General features: G+C 59.3%; 16 protein-coding genes. 6 read left to right on the top strand and 10 right to left on the bottom strand.

Going from position 1 to position 25,069, the window contains the following annotated elements:
- Window positions 1–6: 6 nt before the first annotated feature.
- The 6 genes from ACWKV9_RS15795 to ACWKV9_RS15770 all read right to left on the bottom strand — a co-directional run bounded on the left by ACWKV9_RS15795 (window position 7) and on the right by ACWKV9_RS15770 (window position 10,904).
- The gene (locus ACWKV9_RS15795; protein WP_483837118.1) at window positions 7–1,476 is read right to left on the bottom strand and encodes an efflux transporter outer membrane subunit; all 1,470 of its coding nucleotides are present in this window, start codon (window positions 1,474–1,476) and stop codon (window positions 7–9) included.
- A 20-nt stretch (window positions 1,477–1,496) separates the two neighbouring features.
- Window positions 1,497–4,604 (bottom strand): efflux RND transporter permease subunit, encoded by a 3,108-nt coding sequence (locus tag ACWKV9_RS15790; protein WP_483837056.1) that lies wholly within the window; start codon window positions 4,602–4,604, stop codon window positions 1,497–1,499.
- A 142-nt stretch (window positions 4,605–4,746) separates the two neighbouring features.
- The gene (locus ACWKV9_RS15785) at window positions 4,747–7,842 is read right to left on the bottom strand and encodes an MdtB/MuxB family multidrug efflux RND transporter permease subunit (RefSeq protein ID WP_483837055.1); all 3,096 of its coding nucleotides are present in this window, start codon (window positions 7,840–7,842) and stop codon (window positions 4,747–4,749) included.
- Complete coding sequence (locus ACWKV9_RS15780; RefSeq protein ID WP_483837117.1) at window positions 7,839–9,173, bottom strand: MdtA/MuxA family multidrug efflux RND transporter periplasmic adaptor subunit; 1,335 nt, start codon at window positions 9,171–9,173, stop codon at window positions 7,839–7,841. Before ACWKV9_RS15780 ends, ACWKV9_RS15785 begins: the two co-directional genes overlap by 4 nt.
- A 201-nt stretch (window positions 9,174–9,374) precedes the next feature.
- A complete protein-coding gene (gene tpx, locus ACWKV9_RS15775) occupies window positions 9,375–9,875 on the bottom strand; it encodes a thiol peroxidase (protein WP_483837054.1) in 501 nt (166 codons plus the stop codon).
- 111 nt (window positions 9,876–9,986) lie between these two features.
- On the bottom strand, window positions 9,987–10,904 hold the full coding sequence (locus ACWKV9_RS15770; RefSeq protein WP_483837053.1) for a LysR family transcriptional regulator: 918 nt from the start codon (window positions 10,902–10,904) through the stop codon (window positions 9,987–9,989).
- 151 nt (window positions 10,905–11,055) lie between these two features.
- On the opposite strand from ACWKV9_RS15770, the gene ACWKV9_RS15765 reads away from it, so the two are divergent.
- The gene (locus tag ACWKV9_RS15765) at window positions 11,056–12,051 is read left to right on the top strand and encodes an aldo/keto reductase (protein WP_483837052.1); all 996 of its coding nucleotides are present in this window, start codon (window positions 11,056–11,058) and stop codon (window positions 12,049–12,051) included.
- A 171-nt stretch (window positions 12,052–12,222) separates the two neighbouring features.
- Here the strand turns inward: ACWKV9_RS15765 and ACWKV9_RS15760 are convergent, their stop codons facing one another.
- From ACWKV9_RS15760 to ACWKV9_RS15750, 3 genes are all read right to left on the bottom strand, one after another.
- The gene (locus tag ACWKV9_RS15760; RefSeq protein WP_483837051.1) at window positions 12,223–15,915 is read right to left on the bottom strand and encodes a translocation/assembly module TamB domain-containing protein; all 3,693 of its coding nucleotides are present in this window, start codon (window positions 15,913–15,915) and stop codon (window positions 12,223–12,225) included.
- Window positions 15,912–17,642, bottom strand: coding sequence for an autotransporter assembly complex protein TamA (locus ACWKV9_RS15755; RefSeq protein ID WP_483837050.1), 1,731 nt, complete (start codon window positions 17,640–17,642; stop codon window positions 15,912–15,914). Before ACWKV9_RS15755 ends, ACWKV9_RS15760 begins: the two co-directional genes overlap by 4 nt.
- A 68-nt stretch (window positions 17,643–17,710) precedes the next feature.
- Window positions 17,711–18,361, bottom strand: coding sequence for a GNAT family N-acetyltransferase (locus ACWKV9_RS15750; protein ID WP_483837049.1), 651 nt, complete (start codon window positions 18,359–18,361; stop codon window positions 17,711–17,713).
- A 214-nt stretch (window positions 18,362–18,575) separates the two neighbouring features.
- Here ACWKV9_RS15750 and xthA point away from each other — a divergent pair, with 214 nt between their 5' ends.
- A complete protein-coding gene (gene xthA / locus ACWKV9_RS15745; RefSeq protein WP_483837048.1) occupies window positions 18,576–19,388 on the top strand; it encodes an exodeoxyribonuclease III in 813 nt (270 codons plus the stop codon).
- A 185-nt stretch (window positions 19,389–19,573) separates the two neighbouring features.
- The gene (locus ACWKV9_RS15740; protein ID WP_483837047.1) at window positions 19,574–20,923 is read left to right on the top strand and encodes a substrate-binding domain-containing protein; all 1,350 of its coding nucleotides are present in this window, start codon (window positions 19,574–19,576) and stop codon (window positions 20,921–20,923) included.
- Between the two features lie 183 nt (window positions 20,924–21,106).
- Here ACWKV9_RS15740 and ACWKV9_RS15735 read toward each other — a convergent pair whose 3' ends face one another.
- A complete protein-coding gene (locus tag ACWKV9_RS15735; RefSeq protein WP_483837046.1) occupies window positions 21,107–22,339 on the bottom strand; it encodes an acyl-CoA dehydrogenase in 1,233 nt (410 codons plus the stop codon).
- A gap of 156 nt (window positions 22,340–22,495) precedes the next feature.
- Here ACWKV9_RS15735 and ACWKV9_RS15730 point away from each other — a divergent pair, with 156 nt between their 5' ends.
- From ACWKV9_RS15730 to ACWKV9_RS15720, 3 genes are all read left to right on the top strand, one after another.
- Window positions 22,496–23,425 (top strand): LysR family transcriptional regulator, encoded by a 930-nt coding sequence (locus tag ACWKV9_RS15730; RefSeq protein WP_483837045.1) that lies wholly within the window; start codon window positions 22,496–22,498, stop codon window positions 23,423–23,425.
- Window positions 23,426–23,593: 168 nt separating this feature from the next.
- Entirely contained in the window at window positions 23,594–23,983 is a 390-nt protein-coding gene (locus tag ACWKV9_RS15725; protein ID WP_483837044.1) for a MerR family transcriptional regulator, read from the top strand.
- A 50-nt stretch (window positions 23,984–24,033) separates the two neighbouring features.
- Window positions 24,034–24,933 (top strand): hydroxymethylglutaryl-CoA lyase, encoded by a 900-nt coding sequence (locus tag ACWKV9_RS15720; protein WP_483837043.1) that lies wholly within the window; start codon window positions 24,034–24,036, stop codon window positions 24,931–24,933.
- Window positions 24,934–25,069: the final 136 nt, after the last annotated feature.

Here is a 25,069-nt window from a genome sequence, read left to right as displayed (position 1 = left end):
TGTTGCTTACCGCTCCGAGACGCGTGGAGCCGGGTTCTCCAGGCCGGTTTGGGCATTCCATCCGCCGCCCAGCGCCGCAATCAATTGCACGCTGGCGATAAGACGACTTTGCAACACGTTGAGCACGCTGCGTTCGTTGCTTAACGCCGTGGTCTGTACATTGACCACGTCCAGGTAGCCAATCAAACCGGCTTTGTACTGGTTGTTAGTCAGGCGCAGGGATTCGCGGGCGGCCGCCAACGCTTCGGCACGCACCCCCGCCTCGTCTTCGTAGACCTTAAGCTGGACCATGTAGTCTTCTACTTCGCGAAAGCCGTCGAGCACGGTCTGGCGGTATTGCGCCACGGTCTGGTCGTACACCGCCTCAGTGCGATCGACTTCTGCCGCACGCTGCCCGCCGTCGAACAGGGTCATGGCCAATTGCGGCCCCACTGACCAGAAGCGGTTAGGCAAACTGATCCAGTTGGAAACCGTACTGCTGCTGTAGCCGCCGCTCATGCTCAGTGTCAGGTCCGGGTAATACGCAGCTTTCGCGACGCCAATGTTGGCATTGGCCGACATCACCGAGCGCTCGGCAGCAGCGATGTCCGGCCGCCGCTCCAGCAATTGCGAGGGCACCTGCATCGGGATCTGGGGCAGGACCGGGATGTCCTTGCTGATCGCCAGATTGAAGTCGGCCGGTGCCAAGCCCATCAACACGGCAATCGCGTTTTCAAATTGCGCCCGTTGCCAAGCCAGATCGATCAGATCAGCCTGGGTGCTCTTGAGCTGGGTTTGCGCCAGCGCCACCGCATCGCGACCGGAGATACCAGCGCGATACTGGTTTTGCGTAAGTGTCAGTGAGCGCTGATAGGCGTCAACTGTCGCTTCGAGCAGGCGTTTTTGCTCGTCGATCACCCGCAGTTGCAAGTAGTTCTGCACCAACTCCGATTGCAGGCTCAGCTGCATCGACGCCAGATCGGCGAGGCTGGCCTGGGCGCTGGCTTTGTCCGCTTCCAGGCCCCGACGCAATTTGCCCCAGATGTCGGCTTCCCAGCTGACGCCCAATTGGGTGCTGTAGGTGTCACGGATGCCGCTGCTGGAACTGCTCAGGCTTGAGCTGGAGCTACCGGTGCCCTGGCTGGAGCGAGTTTTCCCGGCGCTGAGGTCCAGGGTGGGAAAGAACGCACCCCGGGAACTGCGCACCAATGCCTGGGCCTGTCGGTATTGGGCTTCGTATTGCGCGACGGTCTGGTTGGAACGGTTGAGCTGTTCCACCAGGCCATTGAGCTGCGGGTCGTTGTAGACCTCCCACCACGCGCCGCGGCTGAACGCATCACTGGGGTTGGCCTGGGTCCAGCCTTGGGCCTGCTTGAATTGCGCAGGGGCCGGCATGTCCGGCTTGTGATAATCCGGGCCCACGGCGCACCCGCCCAATAGCAGCGCGCACAGGCCGATGGCAAAGCGCTTTTTGAAGGCGCCGGTCCGCGGTTGCATGAAGAGGTGCAGGCGATCGGTCATAGCGGAGTTTCCAGGGCAGCATCGGTCTGCACGCCGCGCCATTTGTTGACGCGATGGCGCAGACGGTCCAGATAAAGGTAAACGACAGGTGTGGTGTACAAGGTGAGTATCTGGCTGAGGATCAGGCCGCCGATGATGGTCAGCCCCAGCGGACGGCGCATTTCTGCACCCTCGGCACTGCTCAGCAACAGCGGCACGGCGCCGAGAATGGCGGCCAGCGTGGTCATCAGGATTGGCCGCAGGCGTTGCAGGCAGGCATGGCGAATGGAGTCCAGCGGGGTCATGCCGCCGTCGCGCTCCAGTTGCAGCGCCAGATCAATCATCAGAATCGCGTTTTTCTTCACCACACCGATCAACAGGAATATCCCCAGCAGGGAGATCAGGCTGAACTGCCCGCCCGTGAGGTAGATGCTGAGCAGCGCGCCGACCCCGGCCGACGGCAGTGTGGAAAGAATGGTCAGCGGATGGACATAGCTTTCATAGAGAATCCCCAACACCAAATACACCGCCACCAACGCGCCGAGGATCATCCACGGTTGACTCTTCTGAGTCGCAGCAAAGGCATTGGCAGTGCCGGCCATTTTCGCGATTACGCCTTCGGGCAGGCCGACAGCGGCAATCGCGCGCTCGATGGCGGTGGTTGCCTGATCCAGCGACACGCCTTCGGCCAGGTCGAACGAGATATTGTCCGACGCAAACTGGCCGTCGTGCACTACCCGATCTTCTTCCAGGCTGCGTTCATAATGAGCAATCGTCGACAGCGGCACCCGCGCGCCATCCGCAGTGATCACCTGCACCTGCTCAAGCGTTGCCGGGTCCTGGGCGTATTTGGGATTGACCTCCATCACCACCTGATACTGGTTGAGCGGATCGTAGATGGTCGACACCTGACGCTGGGCGTAGGCGTTGTTGAGCACGGTGGTGACCATGTTCATGTCGATGCCCAGACGCTTGGCGGCATCGCGGTCGACGATCAGGGTCACCTGCTGGGTGCCGCCGCCGTCGTTGGCGTCGATGGCCGTCAGCTCTTTAAGCGATTTAAGTGCCGTGACCACTTTGGGGTACCAAACGCGCAACGTATCCAGATCGCCGCTTTGCAGGATGTATTGATACTGCGAGGTGGTCTGCTCGCGGCCGCCGCCCAGTTGCAGATCCTGATCAGGCTGCAGGAACAGACGCCCGCCCGGCACTTTGGGCATTTCCTTGCGCAGACGCTCGACCACCGCTTCGGCGCTGATGCCGCGCTCTTTGATCGGTTTTAGCCGCACGATGATGAAGGCATTGCCAGTGCCACCGTTGCCGCCGATGAACCCGGCAACACTGTCCACGGCCGGGTCCTTGAGAATCGCGTCGCGATAGGTGTCCATTTTTGGCTGCATGACCGAGAACGACAATCCGTTGTCCCCGCGTACGAAGCCCATCAGTTGCCCGGTGTCCTGCTGCGGCAGAAAGGTCTTGGGCACCACGATGTAAAGCGCGATGTTGACGCCGACGGTGATCAGCAATGTCAGCACCGTCAGACGCCGATGCTTCAGCGCCCAGCCCAGGCTGCGGTCGTAACCCGCCACCATGCGGTCATTGACGCGCTGGCTCCAGCGTTGCAAGCGGTTTTCCTGGCCCGGCACATGGGGCTTGAGCCAGCGCGCGCACAGCATTGGCGTTAGCGTCAGGGACACCACCAGCGACACCACGATCGACGCCGACAGGGTGATCGAGAATTCGCGAAACAGGGTTTCTACCAGTCCGCCCATGAACAGGATCGAGATGAACACCGCCACCAGCGACACGTTCATCGACAGCAGCGTGAAACCCACTTCCTTGGCGCCCAGGTACGCGGCCTGCATCGGCGACACGCCCTTGTCGATGTGCCGGGAGATGTTTTCCAGCACGACAATGGCGTCGTCCACCACCAGGCCCGTCGCAAGAATCAGCGCCATCAGCGACAGGTTGTTCAGGGAGAACCCAAACAGGTACATGATCGCGAACGTACCCACCAGCGACACCGGCACGGCGAGTGTGGGGATCAGCGATGCACGGAAATTACCGAGGAACGCGAACACCACCAGAATCACCAGCACCACAGCGATCAACAGGGTCATTTCGGCTTCGTGCAGCGTGGCTTTGATCACCGGGGAGCGGTCCATCGCCAGATCAAGCTTGACGCTGGCCGGTAGCACCGCCTGCAACGCGGGGAGCTGGGCCTTGATGCTGGCGACGGTTTCGATGATGTTGGCACCGGCCTGGCGGTTGATCACCAACAGCACGGCAGCGTCTTCGTTGAAGAAGCCTGAGTTGTAACGGTCCTCGACCGAATCCCGGACCTTGGCGACGTCCTTCAGACGCAGCGCGGCTCCGTTGTCGTAGCGAATGATCAGCGACTCGTAATCCTTGGCTTTCTCCAGTTGATCGTTGGCCTGAACCTGCCAATTGTGCTGGGCATCTTCCACCGAGCCTTTTGGGCGGCGGACATTGGAACCGGTTATGGTCTTGCGCACGTCGTCCAGCGACACGCCGTATTGATCGAGCATTTTCGGTTCCAGCTCGACCCGCACGGCGGGCAACGAACTGCCGCCGATCTGTACTTCGCCCACGCCGGTTACCTGGGACAGGCTTTGCGACAGGATCGTGGAGGCCAGGTCGTACAGCTGGCCCTTTTCAAGCACAGTCGATGTCAGCGAGAGCACCATGATCGGCGCCTGCGACGGGTTGACCTTCTTGTAGGTCGGCATGCTGCGCATCCCGCTGGGCAACAGACTGCGCGCCGCGTTGATCGCCGCTTGCACTTCCCGCGCAGCACCGTTGATGTCGCGGTCCAGATCGAACTGCAAAATGATTCGCGTGGAGCCCTGGCTCGAACGGCTGCTCATGGTGTTGACCCCGGCGATCACACCAAGGGATCGCTCAAGGGGCGTTGCGACACTGGAGGCCATGATCTCCGGGCTGGCACCCGGCAAAGAGGCCGACACCACTATCACTGGGAAATCCATGTTCGGCAGCGGCGAAACCGGCAACAGACCGAAGCTCATACCGCCCAGCAGCATGATTGCCAGGCTCAGGAGCATGGTCGCCACGGGGCGGCGGATGAAGGGGCCGGAGAGGTTCATAGGTGGCAGCTCCAAGCCTGGAAGCAGCTACAAGCTTCAAGCTGCAAGCTGCAAGCAAGAGCAAAAGCAAAAGCAGAAGCCGCGGCCAGCGCAGTCCTGCTTCTAGCTTGCGGCTTAAAGCTTGAAGCTTGCAGCTGCCCGTTCACCCCGCCACCTCGGCCTTGGGTTGACGCGCAAACCTGCGCCCCAACCGATCAAAGTACAAATAGATGACGGGCGTGGTGAACAGCGTCAACACCTGACTCACGAGCAAACCGCCGACCATCACCAGGCCCAGCGGCTGGCGCAGTTCGGCGCCTGAGCCGGTGGCGAACATCAGCGGGATCGCGCCGAACAGCGCCGCGAGGGTGGTCATCAGAATCGGCCGGAAGCGCAGCAGCGCGGCTTCGTAAATGGCGGTTTCCGGATCGACGCCCCGGTTGCGTTCGGCGTCCAGTGCGAAGTCGATCATCATGATCGCGTTCTTCTTGACGATACCGATCAGCAGGATGATGCCGATGATCGCGATCATCCCCAGGTCATTGCCGCTGAGGATCAGCGCCAGCAAGGCACCGATTGCCGCCGATGGCAATGTCGAGAGAATGGTGATCGGGTGAATGTAGCTCTCGTATAGAACGCCGAGCACGATGTACATCGTCACCACGGCCGCCAACACCAGCAACAGCGTGCTCGACAGCGAGGCCTGGAATGCTTCGGCCGCACCCTGGAATTGCGTCTGCACGCCCAGCGGCATGCCGATGTCTTTCTGCACCTGATCGATGATTTCCACGCCCTTGCCCAGCGCCACACCCTCGGCCAGGTTGAACGACATCATCACCGCCGGGAACTGACCAATGTGAGCAATAGCCAGCTGCGCCTGACGCTGCTCGACCTTGGCCAGGCTCGACAGCTTGACCTGACCGCCGTCAACGGTCTTGACGTGAATCTGTTCCAGCGCCTGCGGCCCGATTTCATTGCCCGCTGCGGCCTGCAGCACCACGCGGTACTGGCTGGCCTGGGTATAAATGGTCGAAATCTGCCGCTGACCGAAGGCGTCATAGAGCGCGTCAGTGATATTGGCCACCGTGACGCCCAGACGGCTTGCCGCATCGCGGTCGATGTTCAGAAACACCTGCAAGCCCTTGTCCTGCAAGTCGCTGGCGACGTCGGTCAATTCGGGGCGCTGACTCAAGGCCTCAACCAGCTTGTCGCTCCACTCGGCGAGCAGTTCGGAATCCGGCGACGACATGCTGAACTGATACTGGGTGAGGCTGACCCGATCCTCGATGGTCAAATCCTGCACCGGCTGCATATACAGCCGAATGCCCGCCAGATCCGCCAGCTGCGGCTGCAAGCGCAGGATCACCTGGGCGGCGGACAAATCACGTTGGGCATGGGGCTTGAGGTTGATCAGAAAGCGGCCGCTGTTGAGCGTCGCGTTGTCGCCATCGACACCGATATACGACGACAGGCTCTGCACGGCAGGGTCCTGAAGAATGATTTTAGCCAACGCCTGCTGACGCTCGCTCATGGCGGCGAACGACACCGACTGCGGCGCTTCGGAGATGCCCTGGATCACGCCGGTGTCCTGCACCGGGAAAAAGCCTTTAGGCACCGCCAAGTAAAGCAACACCGTGATGCCCAACGTCGCGACCGCCACCAGCAAGGTCAGCGGCTGATGCTTGAGCACCCAGCGCAACCCCCTGCCGTAGCCGGAAATAAGCCAGTCGATCCACGCCCCGCTGGCGCGATAGAAACGGCCTTGATTTTCCTCCTTGGGTTCGCGCTTGAGCAGACGCGCGCACATCATCGGCGTCAGCGTGAGGGACACCACCAGCGAAATGAGGATTGCAACCGCCAGGGTAATCGCGAATTCGCGGAACAGCCGCCCTACTACGTCGGCCATGAACAGCAACGGAATCAGTACCGCGATCAGCGAAATGGTCAGGGAAATGAGGGTGAATCCGATCTGCTTCGCGCCCTTGAGCGCCGCCTGCAGGGGAGTCTCGCCCTCCTCCAGATGCCGGGAAATGTTCTCCAGCATCACGATGGCGTCGTCCACCACGAAACCGGTGGCGATGGTCATGGCCATCAAAGTCAGGTTATTAACCGAAAAACCCGCCAGGTACATCACGCCAAAGGTGCCAATCAATGACAGCGGCACGGCAATCGACGGAATGATCGTGGCGCTGAAGCGGCGCAGGAACAGGAATGTCACCAGCACCACCAGCACTACCGCGATCAGCAATTCGTGCTGCACGTCAGTGACCGATGCCCGAATCGTCTGTGTGCGGTCGGTCAGTACCGCGACATCCAGCCCGGCAGGCAGGTTGTCGGTGATGCTTGGCAGCAGCGCTTTGATCCGGTCAACCACGTCGATCACGTTGGCGCCGGGCTGGCGCTGAATGTTCAGCAGCACCGCCTGGTTTTCGTTGGCCCATGCGGCGAGACGATCGTTTTCCGCGCCATCGACGATTTCAGCCACGTCCTTGAGCCGCAGAGGGCCGCCGTTGGCGTAGGCCAGGATCAGGTTGGCGTATTCCTCAGGCGATTTGAGCTGGTCGTTGGCGTCGAGCATCGACACTCGGGTCGGACCGTCGAAGTTACCCTTGGGCGTGTTGACGTTAGAGGCGCTGACCAGCGTGCGCACATCGGCCAGATTGAGGCCGTTGGCCGCCAGCGCTTCGGGATTGACCTTGATCCGCACCGCCTGACGCTGCCCACCGGCAATGCTGACCATGCCGACCCCGCTGATCTGGGCGATCTTCTGCGCCATGCGCGTATCGACCAGATCATTGAGTTTGGGCAGCAGCATCGTTTTGGAGGTGATCGCCAGCGTCAGCACCGGGGTGTCGGCCGGGTTGACCTTGTTGTACACCGGCGGCGCGGGCAAATCGGTGGGCAGCAGATTGGTCGCGCCGTTGATCGCCGCCTGCACTTCCTGCTCGGCCACATCCATGTTGATGTCGAGGCTGAAACGCAGGGTTATCACCGACGCGCCGCCGGAACTGGTGGACGCCATCTGCGTCAGGCCTGGCATCTGCCCAAATTGGCGCTCAAGGGGTGCGGTCACCGCACTGGTCATCACTTGCGGACTGGCGCCGGGGTACAGCGTCATCACGCGGATGGTCGGATAATCCACCTGCGGCAGCGCGGAAACCGGCAACAACGTGTAGGCAATCAGACCAGAGAGGACGATCGCCAGCATGCTCAGCGTGGTCGCGACCGGCCTCAGGATGAACAGGCGGGACAGGTTCATACGTCGCCTTTCTTCACGGCGCTGACGCTGGCCGACTCAGACGACTGCTTGGACGGCTGGCCTTGCAGGTGCTGGCCGGGGGTAGTCGGCACCTCTTTGCTGTCGTTGACCACTTCGACCTCGCTGCCGTCCTTCAAACGGTCGGTGCCTTCCAGCACTACACGGTCGCCCGCAGCCAGCCCTTCGTTGATGACGGTCGAGGTCTCGTCGCTCGCGCCGGTCTTCAGCATGCGAATCTTGACCTTCTTGTCGCCGTCCAGCGCATAGACGAACGTGCCGTTCACGCCGAACTGCACGGCAGCGGTGGGCACCAGCACCACGTTTTTCAGGGTGTCGGCGCGCAGGCGCACGTTGACGAACTGGTTGGGAAACAGCACTTCATCCTGGTTATCAAAGCGCGCCTTGAATTTCAGGGTGCCGGTGGTGATGTCGATCTGGTTGTCCAGACTGGCAAGCACGCCGGTGGACTGCAGCTTCACGTCGCCGCGATCCCAGGCCTCTACCGGCAGATTGTCCCCGCTGCGATAACGGCTGATGACCGCCGAGAGGTCTTTTTCCGGCAGCGTGAAATTGACCGTGATGGGCTTGGTCTGGGTGATGACTGCCAGCGCAGTCGTGTCATTGGCGGCGACCAGATTGCCGACGTCCAGTTGGCGCAGGCCGATACGGCCCGAGATTGGCGCACGAATCCTCGCGAAATCGAGGTTGAGCTTGGCGTCGCCCACTGCGGCCTGATTGGTCTTGATGGTGCCTTGATACTGGCCGACCAGGGATTCGGCGGTGTCCAGGGTCTGCTTGGCGATGCTGTCTTCTTTGTACAGGCCGCGATAGCGCTGGACGTCGGTCTGCGCGTTCTTGAGCAGCGCCTGATTTTGCATCAGCGTCCCTTCGGCCTGCTGCAACGCGATCTGGTAGCTGCGCGGATCGATTTCCGCCAGCAGATCGCCCGCTTTCACCAGTTGGCCTTCCTGGAAATTGAGCTTGACCAGCTCTCCCGCCACGCGGCTGCGCACGTTGATGGTATTCATCGCCGTCACGGTGCCAAGCGCTTTGTAGTAGATCGGGAAATCGCCGGTGGTCGCAGGCGCCACACGCACGGGAATCGGCCCGGTTGCGCCGCCGAAGCCAGGACGGTTGGCGACGGTCTTGCCGCCAGCTTTACGACCAACGCCCTGGGGGGCCGCATCAACGTGGGCGGTGCTGCCATTCTGCACAGTAGAGCTGGGCCAGAACCACCAGCACAGACCCGCAATGATCACCAAAACCAACAGGCTGATCAGCCAACGACGGGAGTTACGAGGGCCAGACGATTGCATGTATAAATCAACCAGTGTGCGCGTGAGCGTCTTCGGGAGGCTGAACAATAAGCACAGATAGGGCCTGAGCAAAGTGGCTTTACCGGCAATTTACCTAGCGCTTACTTTCGTTAAGGTGCTGAAGGATAAATAAAAACGGCCTGATCAGGTCAGGCCGCCATGTATTGCTGTTTGTTGCCGCTTAACTGCGCATCGGTTGAATGCGCAAGTGGCAAATTACTTCAATACTGCCAGCGCTGCGTCGTAGTCAGGCTCTTGGCCGATTTCCGGAACCAGTTCGCTGTGCAGCACTTTGTTGTCTTCGTCCAGCACCACTACCGCGCGGGTGGTCAGGCCAGCCATCGGACCGTCGACGATAGCCACGCCGTAGGTTTCCATAAATTCGGCACCGCGCATGGTGGAGAGGTTTTTCACGTTCTCCAGGCCTTCGGCGCCACAGAAGCGTGCTTGGGCGAACGGCAGGTCAGCGGAGATGCACAACACCACAGCGTTGGTCAGATCGTTGGCCTGGGCATTGAATTTACGCACCGACGTGGCGCAGGTCGGGGTGTCGACGCTTGGGAAAATGTTCAGCACCTTGCGCTTGCCGGCGAAGGTTTCCAGGGTTACGTCAGCCAGATCACCACCCACCAGGGTGAACGCAGGAGCGGTGCTGCCAACCTGGGGCAATTCACCTTTGATCTGAACCGGGTTACCACGACGAGTCACTTGAGCCATGAGCTGAGTCCTTGTTCTGGGTTGCCTTTCGGCAATTCTGGAAAAGCGGAAGTTAACCACGAAAGCGCGTCGAGACCTACGTCTTGGCGCGATTATGTTTGGCCACTACGGTCAGTGGTCAAGTTTGTCCAACAGCCCCGGCCGACGACACAGTTCGACCAGCCAGTCGATGAACACACGCACCCTGCGCGACAGATGCCGGTGGGCAGGATACAACGCGGTCAATGGCAGCACCGGCTGAGCATAGCTTCCCAGTACCTCTACCAATGACCCGCTGCGCAAGGGTTCGGCGGCATGGTAGTACGGCGTCTGCACCAGGCCATAACCGGCTTCACAGGCTGCCAGATAACCATCGGCGCTGTTGATCGACAACGCCTTGGGCATGCTGAATTCCTGCTCCTTGCCGTCGATGATGAACTCTAGCCCGTAGCGTTTATTGGAGCCGCTGGAGAAGTATTCGATGACTTTGTGATGCGCCAGATCATCGAGTGTCAACGGAGTGCCATGGCGCTGCAGATACTCACGACTGGCGCAGACCACTTGGCGCATCTGGGCCAACGGTCGGGCAACCAGTGACTGGTCCAGCGCCTGTCCGCCACGGACCACACAATCTACGCCCTCGCGGATCAGGTCCACTGGCCGGTCAGTCATGCCGACTTCCAGTTCGATCTGCGGATAGCGCTCGGTGAATTCGGGCAGCGCACGCATCACGATCAAACGCCCGAAACCTGCGGGAACGTCGATTCGCAATACCCCTTTGGGCGCACTGCCGATGGCGGACAAGGCATTTTCGGTTTCTTCCAGATCGCTGAGCAACGAAACGCAGCGCTGGTAATACGCCTGGCCATCGAGGGTCGGGCTGACATGGCGGGTGGTGCGTTGCAGCAATTGCACGCCGAGATGCGCTTCAAGCTGCTTTATCAGAATGGTGACGGAAGCGCGCGGCAGGTGCAGGTCATCGGCAGCTTTGGCGAATCCGCCCAGTTCGACGATGCGGGTGAACGCTCGCATGGCATTGAATTTGTCCAAACCGGCTCCAGGAATATTGATCGGCGTTATGTAGAAATTCAAAACAGTGAAAGCACTTTTAACCGGTTTATCCAGAATCTGTCGAGGGTGACAATGATCTGCCTTTATTGACCACGTCTAGTGATCACTTCAATTTCTCAAGGATTCTTTCATGCAAACGCGTCAACTCGGCAAGAACGGACCTCACGTGTCAGCCATCGGCTTGGGCTGCATGGGCATGACCGACTTTTACACCACTGGCACCGATACTCAGGAAGCCATCGCTACGATCCACCGCGCCCTTGAGTTGGGCGTGACGTTGCTCGACACCGCCGACATGTACGGCCCGCACACCAACGAGGAACTGATCGGCAAAGCGCTGAAAGGCAAGCGCGATCAGGTATTTCTGGCGAGCAAGTTCGGCTTTGTGCGCGACCCCAATGACGCTAGCGCCCGGGGCGTGAACGGCAGCCCCGAATACATTCGCAGCGCTATTGAAGGCACGTTGCAGCGTTTGCAGATCGACACCCTCGATCTGTATTACCAGCACCGCATCGACCCGCGGATTTCGGTAGAGGAATCGGTCGGCGCCATGGCTGAGTTGGTCAAAGAGGGCAAGGTTCGTTATCTGGGTTTGAGTGAAGCGTCAGCCGCTACCTTGGAGCGCGCGCAAACCGTGCATCCGATCACCGCCCTGCAAACCGAGTATTCGTTGTGGAGCCGCGATCCTGAGGAAAACGGCGTGCTGGAGACGTGCCGTCGACTGGGGATCGGGTTTGTGCCTTACAGCCCGCTGGGCCGGGGTTTCCTGACCGGCACGCTGAAAAGCGCCGATGATTTCGCGGCCGATGACTACCGTCGCAACAGCCCGCGCTTTCAGGGCGAAAACTTTGCCAAGAACCTGTTGCTGGTGGAGAAAGTGCAGAAACTCGCGGCAGACAAAGGCGTGACTGCCGGGCAACTGGCGTTGGCGTGGGTCTTGGCGCAGGGCAACGATGTGGTGCCGATTCCGGGGACCAAACAGCGCAAATACCTGCAAGAGAACGTCGCCGCGCTGGACATCAAGCTGAGCGCAGATGAGCTCAAAGCGCTGAAAGATTTGTTCCCGGAGAGTGCGGTGGCCGGTGAGCGCTACACCGAGGCGTCATTGAAGCTGGTGAATGGCTGACGGGGTAGCAGAGCGTTTGACACGCTCCTGCTGAATCCCTCGCCAACAAGTTGGCTCCTACAGAATCCAGAAGGCGCTGCCCCTGTAGGAGCGAACTTGTTCGCGAGGCGTCGTTACTGATACACCTCAACACCGCCTCGCCAACAAGTTGGCTCCTACAGACCTGCTTCGTCAGAAATCACGTTTGTAGAAGATATCCAGCGAGCTCGCCACGCCCCCCGCCACTTCCAGGTACACCTTCTTGCTCAGCAAATATCGCAGGGTTAGCGTATTGGCCGGCTCGAACACGCCGAGGCCATAACGCAAACTCAGCTTGTCGGTGATCTTGCCGCTGGCAACCACGGCGGTAGTATCACCGCTGCCGGACGTGTCCAGCTCGAAATCCTTGATACCCAGATCAGTCGCTAATTTACCTGCGGTCGACGAGCTCCCCGCCAACCCGAGTGCCAGCGCCGCCTGCGCCATCATGTTGTTGTCTTCGCCGTTGGTGCTTAACGGACGTCCCAGCACCAGATACGACAACGCCTGCTCCTGACTCATCGCCGGCTCCGAGAACACCACGGTGGTAGGCTGCTCGGCGCTCCCCGTCAACCTGATCCCGGCGATGATTTCATCGGTCTGGCGGATCGCTTCGATATCTAGATAGGGCTGATCAATGGGACCCGCAAACAACAGCCGCGCCTTGCGAATCGTCAGACGCTGGCCATAAGCCCGATAACGTCCGTCGTTCAGACTCAGCTCGCCCCGCGTGTCGAGGTTGTCGCCAATATGCACCTGTCCGGCCAGGTTGGCAGTCAAGCCAAACCCAGTGAACGTCAGCTTGTCTTTGCCCACTTCGACATCAATGTCCATCGCGATCGCCATCGGCGGCTTGCCAGCCTTGGTTTGCTGGCCAACGATCACCGTGTCATCAGACAGCTTGACGGTGGACGGCGGAAGTTGCCGGATGACGATATCGCCGGTGGGGATCAAGACTTTACCCGACACCGCCAGCTTGTCGCCCTGCAGGGCAATCTTCAAATCCGGCGCAGCTTCCAGCTTGGCGTAAGGCTCGACGGTAATCGGTAAACGCGAACCCTTGAGGCTCAGATCTACATTCAGTGCCTGCGCCCACCCAACTTGCCCGGCCAGCGTACCCTGCCCGTTCGGACCGCTGCTCCACCGACCTTGCACCTGAACGCTCTCACCGGCGATGAGCGCCTGAACGTTGAGCTTCTCAAGGCTCACGGGGAGTTCCGGCCCGGACACCTCGCCATCGCTCAGCACCACGCTGCCGTTGACTTGGGGCGCCAGCAAACCACCAGAAATACGACCGCTGCCGTTTAGACGACCGTTGAGCTTATCGACCACCGGTACAAAAGGCCGCGCCACCGATATGTCGAGACCACTCAGGTTGAAAGTACCGTTGATGTTCTTGTCTTTAGCCAGCGGATCGATGGTGGCATTGAGTTGCAATGAACCCAGTTTCCCGCCCCGGAAGTCCAGATTGGCATCCACTCGCTTGGGCTTGAAAGTGCTGGTGAGCTTCAGGCTTTCATAGGGAAAGTCCAGCCACTGCTGCTTCTCGCGAACCCGCAGCGTACCGCCGCTGGCATCCACCATGATTTGTCCGTTGGGGCCCGAGGCTGGCAGATCAAGCTGAACATCTGCATTCAGCGCGCCCTTCCAGGCAAAGTCCTTGGGCAACCATTGCGCCAGACTGTCCAGCGGGAATTGCTTGAGGTGATAGCGCAACCGAGGCTCCGGCATCAGGCGTTGGTCTTCACCACACAGGCTTGCAGGCCCCGAAAGCCAGCAGTGGGCGCCAAAGTTGATCTTTCCGTCCGCCAAACGCTCCAGCTTAGCCGGTTGTTGTAGTCGCCAGTCCTGGCCGCCTGACTGGATATCGCCGCTTGCCAGCCGACCCCGCCAGTTGCCCTTGTCCAGATTACCGTCCAGTGCCAACGCCAGCTTGAGCAGCGGTCCCTGCAGATCGAGTTTGACTTGCTGGCGTTTGATGTCGCCCTGACCGTTGACAGTCAACGTGCCCAGCGCTGTGTCACCGACGTTGATGCCGACGGTTTTCAGATCGACGACCGCCCGTTGGGCAGCGTCCAGCTTGGCGGTCAGTGCAAGGGATTGCAGGCGATTGGTTTCGAATGCCAGCTGGGTGCCTTGCAACGCCAACTGCCCTTGCGGCGCCTGCACGGTGCCAGCCAGGTCAAGCCGACCTTTGGCCTGGCCCTGCAAGCCCGGCCACAGCTGACCCAGGCGTGGCAAATTCAGATCCAGCTGCGCAACAAGCTTCTGTTGCAGACTGCCGGTGCCCTTAATACGGTTGTCGCCGAGCCGGATTTCCAACGCGCTGACGTTCCATTTATCGGCGGCACCATCGGCTTTGGCCTGAAGCACCGCAGGCTGGCCGCGCAGACGGCCCTTGAGGTCGAGGTCGGCGTTGAGTTTCAACTGGTCATTTTTGAATGAGCCCTCGCTGCGCAACGGCCCGGCGAGCGTACCGGGCAGTTCTGCCACCCAGTACGAAGGATCGAACGCGCTGAGATCAAGTGCGGTATCCCAGGCAATCCCGTCGGCAAACTGCAGGTTCAGGTGCCCGCTGGCTTTGCCCTTACCGGCAATTAATTCCAGTTGTGGCAGGAACACCTGCTGAAGATCGCCGCTGAACGGACTGTTGAGGCTGAACGGGCCGGCGGGGCCAGTGAAGTCGCCAGCGAAATTACCCAGGTACTTGCCGTCGGTGTAAGAGATTTCTCCTTTAAACGTATGGACTTTGACGTCCGGCTCTGCGATCACTGGGTAGAGGCGATGCCAGGGAAAGTCCAGCCAATCAATTTTCGCGTCCGCGCGCACGCCGTTCTGCCAGTCGAGCGTGGCGTTCAGTTTGAGTCGCTGCTCTGCACTCGAAGCCAGGTCCAGTGCAGCAATCTCGGCCCCTTTGGCGTCCACCCTTCCCTGCAAAGCCAACGTGATAGGGCCTTGCTCGGCGGGCAGGCTCGCGTTACCCAGGATCGCATAGCCACGGGCAAGATCACCTTTGGCGTTGAGCGTGAGCTGGTTCAGTTGCAACGTGTCAGGCAGATCAGAAGCAGGCTTGAACTGTTCAGAGGTGATGGTGATTTCAGCTGGGAGATTGTCTGCCAACGGCTGTAACGCGCCGACCAGCTTTGCGTTGATATATCCGCTGCTTTGAGCATTGAGATTGAGGGTTTTCAGCAGGTCGCCGTCGATGTTCAGTGCCAGGGACAGCGGTTGACCGGCCACGGGTGGCAATTGCAATTTCCCTTGTGCGGTCAGTGGCCAGTCGGCTTCTGGCTTGAGCAATCCGCTGAGGTCGAGTATTAGATCATCGCGTTGCAGGTGCGCCGAATCGATCTTCAGTCCCTCGGCGGTCCAGTGCGCAGCGAGCTTCAGATCCTTCAACTGCTCGGCGCCATCCAGCGTGACGCTGCCGATCTGTACGTCGCCCAACTCGATGGCCAGCGGGATTTTCAGGTCCGGCAACGTAATCGGGCCGCCGGGCGCAGCGTCGGTTGAGGGCGCAAATCGCAGGCGGATATCGCCCGCTTTGAGCGTATCGACGCACAGGGTCATGCGCGTCAGGCAGCCCGGAGACCAATCGAATACCGGCGCGTCGACCTCGACCCTGTTTGCGCCCTGCTCCCAGATCAGATGATCGGCGCTCCACAGCCCGCCCAGACGGCCGTTGAAATTCTCAAGCTGCAAACCCGGCACCAGACCGAGAGCCCAGCGACTGCCAGCCTGCGTGCCCAGCACCAAGCTGACGCTTGCTACCAGCAACACCAAAAGCGCCACAAGGGTGATCGCGGCAATGATCGCGAAGCGTTTTAGCCGTGCCGTGTTCGTCACAATTCAGGTCCCATCGAGAAGTGCAGACGAATACCGCCGTCATCATCCAGAGCATGGGCGAGGTCCAGCCGCAGTGGCCCGACCGGAGACACCCAGCGAATACCGATGCCAACACCCGTTTTCAGGCTCGGCAGTTCAAGACTGTTGAACGAATTGCCTTGATCGACAAAGGTCGCGATACGCCATTTTTCGGCAATTGAATACTGATACTCGGCGCTGGCAGTGACCATGTAGCGGCCGCCGATCTTGTCGCCATCGGAGTTTTCCGGTGACAGCGATTGGTAGTCGTAACCGCGCACGCTCTGGTCGCCACCGGCGAAAAAGCGCAGCGATGGCGGGATTGATTTATAGCCATTGGTGGCGGTACCGCCGACCTGAACGCGGCCGAGGAATCGATGGTTGTCCCACACCGTGGTCAGGCCCTTGATCAGCGCCGTGCCGTGTACCACGTTGGCGTCGGAACCCAGGCCCTCTTTGGCCACCTGAGTGTCGAACTGCAGGCGATAGCCGTTATGGGGGTCGATGCGGTTGTCACTGCGCAGATAGGAGTAGCTGATGCCGGGCATCAACAAGGTGCTCAGCCCGGCGTCGTTACCGAGGCGATACTCTTCGCGTTGCCACTTCAGGGAAATCACCCGCTCCCATCCGCTGGGCAACTTGCTGTGCCATTCGGGGCCAACCGTCAGCAACTTGCTCAAGCTGTCGGTGTCGGCGATTTCTTCATACTGATAGCCGCCCGCGAAGCGAAGTTTGTCGGTCAAGGGTGGATCGAGGGGGATGTCATACCACAGGCCGACATTCTGCCGAGGTGCCGACAATTCCATTTCAGCGCCATAGCTGTGACCTTGCGGGTTGACCCAGTGCCGGGTCCAGTTGGCTTTGGCCCGCGGCCCGACGTCAGTGGAGTATCCCAGGCCGAGCCCCATGGTGCGCGGCTTGCGGGTTTCCAACTGGACTTCGACCGGAATCACCTGCCCTTGGGCGGACGTGGGCGTGGCATCGACCCGCACGCCTTCGAAATAGCCGCTGGCCTGCATGGCCTGGTTCAGTTCAGCGATCAGCTCTGAGTCGTACGGTGTGTTTTCCTTGAACGGCACCATGCGTTTGAGCAGGTCGTCGTCGAAAGGCGCGTCGCCACTGAACGACACCTTACCCAAAGAGAAACGCGGGCCGCTGTCGTAGATCAGCTCAATGTCGGCCACCCCGGCGCGGGGGTCTACCGACAAGCGCTGGCTGGTAAACCGGCCGTTGAAAAAGCCGTAGCGGGCTGCCTGATTCTGGATCAGACGCTTGGCGTCTTCGTAATGCCCGTGATTGAGCACGGCACCGGTTTTCAGTGCATCGCTCTTGGGGATGCGAAAGGCTTTTAGCTGATTGGCGGGACCGTCGATGCGCAGCACGATGTTGCGCAGATGAATGGGCTCGCCGGGCTGCACGTTGAGGATCAACTGCGGCGTCTTGCCCGAAGTTTTGATTTCTGGCTCGATCTGCGCCTGATAAAAACCCAGCGCCTGAGCGGCCTTTTGGGCTTGCTCGACCGCTCCCACGCTGAATCGCTCGAGCGCCTGTTCGTCGCGATCGCCCAAGTCACCCACGTACCCTTCGATATTGGACTTGAGCTCAGCGTTTGATGGCTTGATCCGCACGTCCAGTTGATCGGCGCCAAACGCCGTAACACTGGAAAACATAAGGAGAAAACCGCTGGTAACTTTGCTTGGAAACTTCATAGGCGCGAATGCTAGCACGAGCTGCGGGTTGAATTGGAACCCCGCTGGGTGTCAGAAATTGCCGGCATTCAAGCCATCGCTCCAAGCGAAACCTTGGGATTTGGGTGGAAGAACACGTGTTCGCGGATGGGCCCTACAGCCACCTCACCGATTTCCTCATAGCCCTGTCGTTTGTAGAACTCAAGATAATGGGCGTTTCCGGTGTCAAGGACGATGCCTTGGGAATGTTCATCCACCGCGCACCAGTCATGCAGGGCGTCAAGCAACTGTTCGCCGTAATGCTGGCCCTGAAAATCCGGATGAATACCCAGCAGCGGCAGCACATGGACAGCGTCTGACGGCAGACACGCCAGCACTGCGTGGTAGTACTCCAGATAGCGTTGAGTGCAGCGCAGTCCGGTACTCATGATCATCCGCAGACGCCATGCCCAGCTTTCGGTAATCCCCAGTCGCCGCGACGGTGGCGCTATCAACGCAACGCCGATCAGACGGTCATCGACGAACAGACCCAGTGCCGGCATGTCCTGAAGAAAATGCTGTTTGACCAGCTCACGAACGGTTGCACGCACACGGTGTTCGTAACCAGAACGCCCGGATTCAAAGAGGTAGGCAAAACTCGGTTCATGCCGGTACGCCTGATACAGCACCGAGCGTGCCTCGCGGGAATAGCCGCTGTCCAACTGGCGGATTTGCGCGTGTGCGGGGGCAGATTCGGGCATGGGTACGACCTCAAGATGGCGACGCGCCCTTCAAAAGCAGCGTCTTGGCTATGTGCTTCGAGTCGGGGTCTACTAAGACAGTTCAGGCTAATTTCACCTGGCTACGATTGAGCGTAGCAGTCGCCCTGCCCGGCAAGTCCGGGCGACCCTGCGCTGGCCCTGACGTCGAAGGTCGGCTAGCATCGCCTTTTGCTTTTTGCCAGGACTGCCGCCTATGAAAATTGTGTCTTTCAATATCAATGGCCTGCGCGCCCGTCCCCATCAGCTGGCGGCGCTGATCGAGAAACATCAACCAGACGTCATTGGTCTGCAGGAAACCAAGGTCTCCGATGAGCAGTTTCCCCAGGCGGAAATCGAAGCGCTCGGCTACCACGTACATTTCCATGGTCAGAAAGGCCACTATGGGGTTGCGCTGCTCTCGCGCCTGCCGCCCATCGCTTTGCACAAGGGCTTTGACACCGACGACGAAGAATCCCAGAAGCGTTTCATCTGGGGCACTTACGCTGACCGCAACGGCGTGCCGGTCACTGTCATGAACGGCTATTTCCCCCAGGGCGAAAGCCGCGACCATCCCACCAAATTCCCTGCCAAACAACGTTTCTATGCCGATCTGCAGCAACTCCTGGAGACGCGTTTTAGCAACGACCAGGCTTTGGTGGTAATGGGCGACGTCAATATTTCCCCGGAAGACAGTGACATCGGCATTGGCCCGGATAACGCCAAGCGTTGGCTGAAAACCGGCAAATGCAGCTTCTTGCCGGAAGAGCGCGAGTGGATGGGCAAACTGAAAAGCTGGGGCCTGGTGGACAGCTTCCGCCATCTGTACCCGGAGGTAATCGATCAGTTCAGCTGGTTCGACTACCGCAGCCGTGGCTTCGAGGATGAACCCAAGCGTGGCTTGCGCATCGATCTGATCATGGCGTCCCACGGCTTGCAGCCACGAATCAAAGCAGCTGGGGTGGATTACGATCTGCGCGCCATGGAAAAGCCTTCGGACCATGCGCCGATCTGGCTTGAGTTGAGCTAAGAGGTGTGCAAGCCCCTGTAGGAGCGAACTTGTTCGCGAGGCGTCCACACTGACACCACACTGGCCGCCTCGCCAACAAGTTGGCTCCTACAGGTCGGTATTCCATATCAACAAGCTGTCACATAGCAGTCATCTATCCGTCTTATTCTCTCGGCATTTCCGCTTATTAGAAGAAGATGTCGAAGATGCTGCGCACGTTTTGCATTCGAACCTTCCACGCACTGCTGATCGGCGCCTGGCCGCTGGCGGCGCTTGCTGCCTTGCCGATACCGGTGGACGGTTCCCCGGTTTTGCGGATTCAGGGCTCCAACACGATCGGTGCGCAACTGGGCCCTGCCCTGGTTGAAGGGCTGATGGCTGAACAGGGTTTGCTCTCCATCGAAAAACGTCCCGGCGCACATCCCAACGAGACACTCCTTTCCGGACGCAACAGCGCGGGCCAAACCGTCACAGTCGAGGTGGCAGCACACGGCTCCGGCACCGGCTTCAGTGCACTGAAGGCCAAAACCGCGGATCTGGCTGCTTCATCCAGGCCTATAAAAGAAAGCGAAATCAACGACCTGAACGGCTTGGGTGACCTGAAAAGCCATGAAGCCGAGCAGGTCATCGCCATCGATGGCGTTGCAGTCATCCTGCATCCAAACAATCCACTGCGGGCGTTAAGCATTATTCAGCTGGCGCAGATCTTCTCTGGAGAAATTCAGGACTGGCAGCAACTGGGGGGTGCCGCAGGCCCCATCCATGTGTACGCACGGGACCAACAGTCCGGCACCTACGACACCTTCAACGAGTTGGTTTTAACCAAAAACGGAAAATCCCTGGTGCGTGATGCCAAGCGATTCGAGTCCAGCGAGCAACTGTCGGACGAAGTCAGCCAGGACCGTCAAGGCATCGGTTTTATCGGCCTGCCCTACGTGCGCCGGGCCAAGGCCGTTGCGATTATCGATGGGGGTTCCAAGCCGATGCTGCCGACCGTTGGCCTGATTGCCACGGAAGATTATCCGCTGTCGCGCCGTTTGTACTTCTACCTGCCGCCGCAGTCGAGCCAGCGCTGGGCCAAAGCCTTGGTGAAATTTACTCAGAGCGCCGCAGGGCAAACCATTGTGGCGAAAACCGGGTTTGTCGCGCAGACGGTCCAAGCTGTAAAGGTGCGGGCGACCCCGGAAATGCCATCGCAGTACCAGAACCTGACCCGCGAAGGTGAACGGCTGTCGGTGAATTTTCGTTTTGCTCAAGGCAGTGCCGTACTGGATAACAAGGCCAGGCTTGATGTGCAGCGTGTTGTGGATTACTTGAAAGACCATGATCAGCTTAACCAGCGGGTCACGCTGGTCGGCTTCGGTGATGTGAAAGACGACTCAACCAGAGCGCAATTATTGTCCAAACTGCGGGCGATGGCTGTGCGCCGGGAGTTGCTGAAAAGCAACGTCGTGCTGCGGGACGTGCTGGGCCTGGGCGCTGAAATGCCCGTGGCCGACAATGATGCCGATGAGGGCAGATTCAAGAATCGACGGGTTGAGGTTTGGGTGGAGTGAGTATGGGGCACTGTAAAGACGATCAGTCTCCTGTGGGAGCGAACCTGTTCGCGAAAGCGGTGTTTCGGGCGATAGAGACCCGCCGGATGTACGGGCCCCCTTTGCGGACAGGTCCGCTCCCACGGATTGTTGCTTCAGCCGTAATTGTTGACCTGTTGGGGGGTTGGCCGGAGTGCTATCTAATTAACGGGGCTCACTGCGCATCATTTCCCGGGGCACGTATTTGCCAACCTCATGTTTGCCAATCGCCGCGCGGTGAACCTCATCCGGGCCATCGGCCAGCCGCAGCGTGCGTTGCATGGCGTACATATAAGCCAGCGGGAAATCGCCTGAAACCCCCGCCCCCCCATGGATCTGAATCGCCCGGTCAATCACCCGCAGCGCGACATTAGGCGCGACCACCTTGATCTGCGCGATCTCACTTTTGGCGACCTTGTTGCCCACCGTGTCCATCATGTACGCCGCTTTCAGTGTCAGCAGCCGGGCCATGTCGATTTCCATGCGCGAATCAGCGATCTTGTCGATATTGCCACCGAGCCTTGCCAACGGACGACCGAAGGCCGTGCGCTGCACTGAGCGCTTGCACATCAGCTCCAGCGCCCGCTCGGCCATGCCTACCGAGCGCATGCAGTGATGAATCCGGCCAGGGCCCAGACGTCCTTGGGCAATTTCAAAGCCACGCCCTTCCCCCAGCAGTACGTTTTCGTACGGCACACGCACGTTCTCGAACAGCACTTCGGCATGACCGTGTGGTGCATCGTCGTAACCGAAGACCGGCAACGGGCGGACGATTTTCACGCCCGGCGTGTCGGTGGGCACCAGAATCATTGAGTGCTGTTGATGGCGCGGACCGTCCGGATCGCTCAAACCCATGAAAATCATGATCTTGCAGCGGGGATCGCAGGCGCCGGATGTCCACCATTTGCGGCCATTGATGACCCAATTGTCTCCGTCACGGGTAGCGCGGGCGGCCATGTTGGTGGCATCTGAGGACGCAACGTCAGGCTCAGTCATCGCAAAGGCCGATCGAATCTCGCCCCGCAGCAAAGGCTCCAGCCAACGCTGCTTCTGGCTCTCGCTGGCATAACGCACCAGTACTTCCATGTTGCCGGTGTCTGGCGCCGAGCAGTTGAACGGCTCCGGCCCCAGGAGTGATCGGCCCATGATTTCCGCCAACGGCGCGTACTCAAGGTTAGTCAAACCAGCGCCGAACTCCGATTCCGGCAGAAACAGGTTCCACAACCCTTCAGCCTTAGCCTTGAGCTTGAGCTCCTCCATGATTGCAGTCGGCTGCCAGCGATCACCTTCAGCCACCTGGCGTTCAAAAACGGGTTCTGCGGGGTAAACGTAAGCGTCCATGAACGCCGTCACGCGCTCGCGCAGCGCCTGAACCTTGGGGGAGTAAGCGAAATCCATCGGCAGCTACCTTCTGGGAGGTTATTTAAGTCTTGTTAGCGATGCTAGAACACGCCCCACCATTTATCTAACCTATTCTCGGCGTGTATAAACATTCATAACCGATATATGATCGGGCGATTCAACCAAAACAAAAACAGCACGAGGCGCGCAGCAATGAACCTGAGCAAGGTCGATCTCAATCTCTTTATTGTCTTTGACGCCATCTACACCGAAGCCAACCTGACCCGCGCCGGTCAGATCGTCGGCATCACCCAGCCTGCGGTGTCCAATGCACTGGCGCGCTTGCGTGAAACCTTTAACGATCCGCTGTTCGTGCGTACCGCTCAAGGCATGGTGCCAACGCCGATGGCGCAGAACATCATCGGCCCGGTGCGCAACGCGCTGTCATTGCTGCGTGTCTCGGTGCAGGAAAGCCGGATTTTCAACCCGCTGCAGGCCAACAAGAACTACCGCATCAGCATGACCGACCTGACCGAAGCGGTGATTCTGCCCTCGCTGTTTCAACGGCTGCGGCGTCTGGCGCCTGCGGTGGTCATCGAAAGCTTTCTGTCCAAACGTCGCGAAACCACCAAGGAACTGGCCGCGGGCCGACTGGATTTCGCCATCGACGCCCCACTCAACACCGACCCTCAGGTGCGTCACGTCAAGCTGATGGAAGACAAATACGTCTGCGCCATGCGCAAGGGCCATCCGCTGGCCAGCAAGAGTCCGATCACCCTCGATGACTATCTGGCACTGACCCACATTCATATCTCCAGCCGCCGCGCTGGCTTGGGCCACGTTGACCTTGCGCTTGGAAAGATGGGCATTCAGCGCAAGATCGCCCTGCGCTCGCAGCATTACCTGATGGCCTCGCAAGTGCTGCAGCAGACGGACATGGTGATGACCGTTCCAGAGCGCTTCGCCCGCCGCAACGACTTGCACTACGTTTACCTGCCGGTAAATGACGTGCCCAGCGTGGAAAGTCATCTGTATTGGCATGAGAGTACGGACCAGGACCCGGCGAACCGATGGATGCGCGAGCAGATGATTGAGCTGTGTCAGTGGGTCACTGCCAATGACAAGAAGCTCGAAACAGCCTGATTAATATGATGTATATGTTTGAAATTAGAGAATAATATTTTAGTTAAAGTGAATTCTAGAAAAAGCAGCTCAGGATTGGGCTGGCCTCCTTTACACCGGCCGCTTGACGTTAACGTCAAGTGCGCCGTAGCTTAGCCCTTCGCCATTAGCGTCTGAGCCCTTCCCCCCATGACTACCCAGACATACAGCATTTCCGACCTGGCTCGGGAGCTGGACATCACCACCCGTACCATCCGCTTTTACGAAGAACAAGGCATGCTTACGCCCGAACGACGTGGGCAGGAGCGCATTTATACGGGGCGGGACAAGGTCACGCTGAGGTTGATACTGCGTGGCAAACGGATTGGGTTTTCCCTTGCCGAGTGCCGGGATTTAATCGCGCTATACGATCCGGAGGGTGGCAATCACAAACAGCTCACCACCATGCTCGGCAAAATCACCGAGCGCCGAGCGCAGCTTGATCAACAATTGCTTGATATTCAGCAAATGCAGCTTGAGCTAGATACTGCTGAAGAACGCTGCAAGCACGCGCTCTGCAAAGCTGATGTAAATCAATAATTTACGAATGAAACCAAAAATAAAAATCAAGTTCCGGAGCGATAGACGCCATGTCATTTCCCACCCACGTTCGCTTGGTTGAAGTCGGCCCACGAGACGGTTTGCAAAATGAATCCCAACCGATCAGCGTTGCCGACAAGGTGATTTTGGTGGACGCGCTAAGCGAGGCCGGCCTGAGCTATATCGAGGTGGGCAGTTTTGTCTCACCCAAATGGGTGCCCCAAATGGCAGGCTCGGCCGAGGTGTTTGCACAGATCCAGCGCAAATCCGGCGTTACCTATGCAGCCCTTGCGCCCAATTTGAGAGGGTTGGAGGACGCCCTGGCCGCAGGGGTTCAAGAGGTTGCCGTGTTCGCCGCAGCATCGGAAGCCTTCTCACAGCGCAACATCAACTGCTCGATCAGCGAAAGCCTGGAACGATTTATTCCGCTGATGGAAGCTGCGCGTTTGCACGGCATTAAGGTGCGCGGGTATGTGTCATGCGTGCTCGGCTGCCCCTATGAAGGCCATGTCCCCTCCGATCAGGTGGCGGCCGTGGCCAAGGAACTGGTAGCGATGGGCTGCTATGAAGTTTCGCTCGGCGATACCATCGGAACAGGCACTCCAGGTGAGACACGACGGTTGTTCGAGGTAGTGGGCCAGCAAGTCCCGCGCAGCCAATTGGCCGGGCACTTTCACGACACCTACGGCCAGGCGCTCGCCAATATCTATGCCGGTCTGCTGGAAGGGATTGAGGTGTTCGACAGCTCTGTCGCAGGGCTTGGCGGCTGTCCCTATGCCAAAGGTGCGACCGGTAACGTTGCGACGGAGGACGTTTTGTACATGCTCAACGGCTTGGGAATCGACACCGGTATTGACCTGGACAAGCTGATTTTGGCGGGCCAGCGTATATGCGAGGCCTTAAAGCGTAGCAACGGATCGCGGGTAGCGAAGGCACGTCTGTCGGTTTGATGGTGCGACAACTTGTCACACAGTGTTACCCTCACTGGCATTGAAAGTCGTTAAACGGGTAACTCGGAAACAAACGCTAGCCTTTACGGGCGGTCTTGTATCCCACTTGATGAACCAAGTGACTGTTTTCAAAGGC

Source organism: Pseudomonas corni, assembly GCF_057128765.1.
This window is presented reverse-complemented; position numbering and strand designations above follow the sequence as displayed.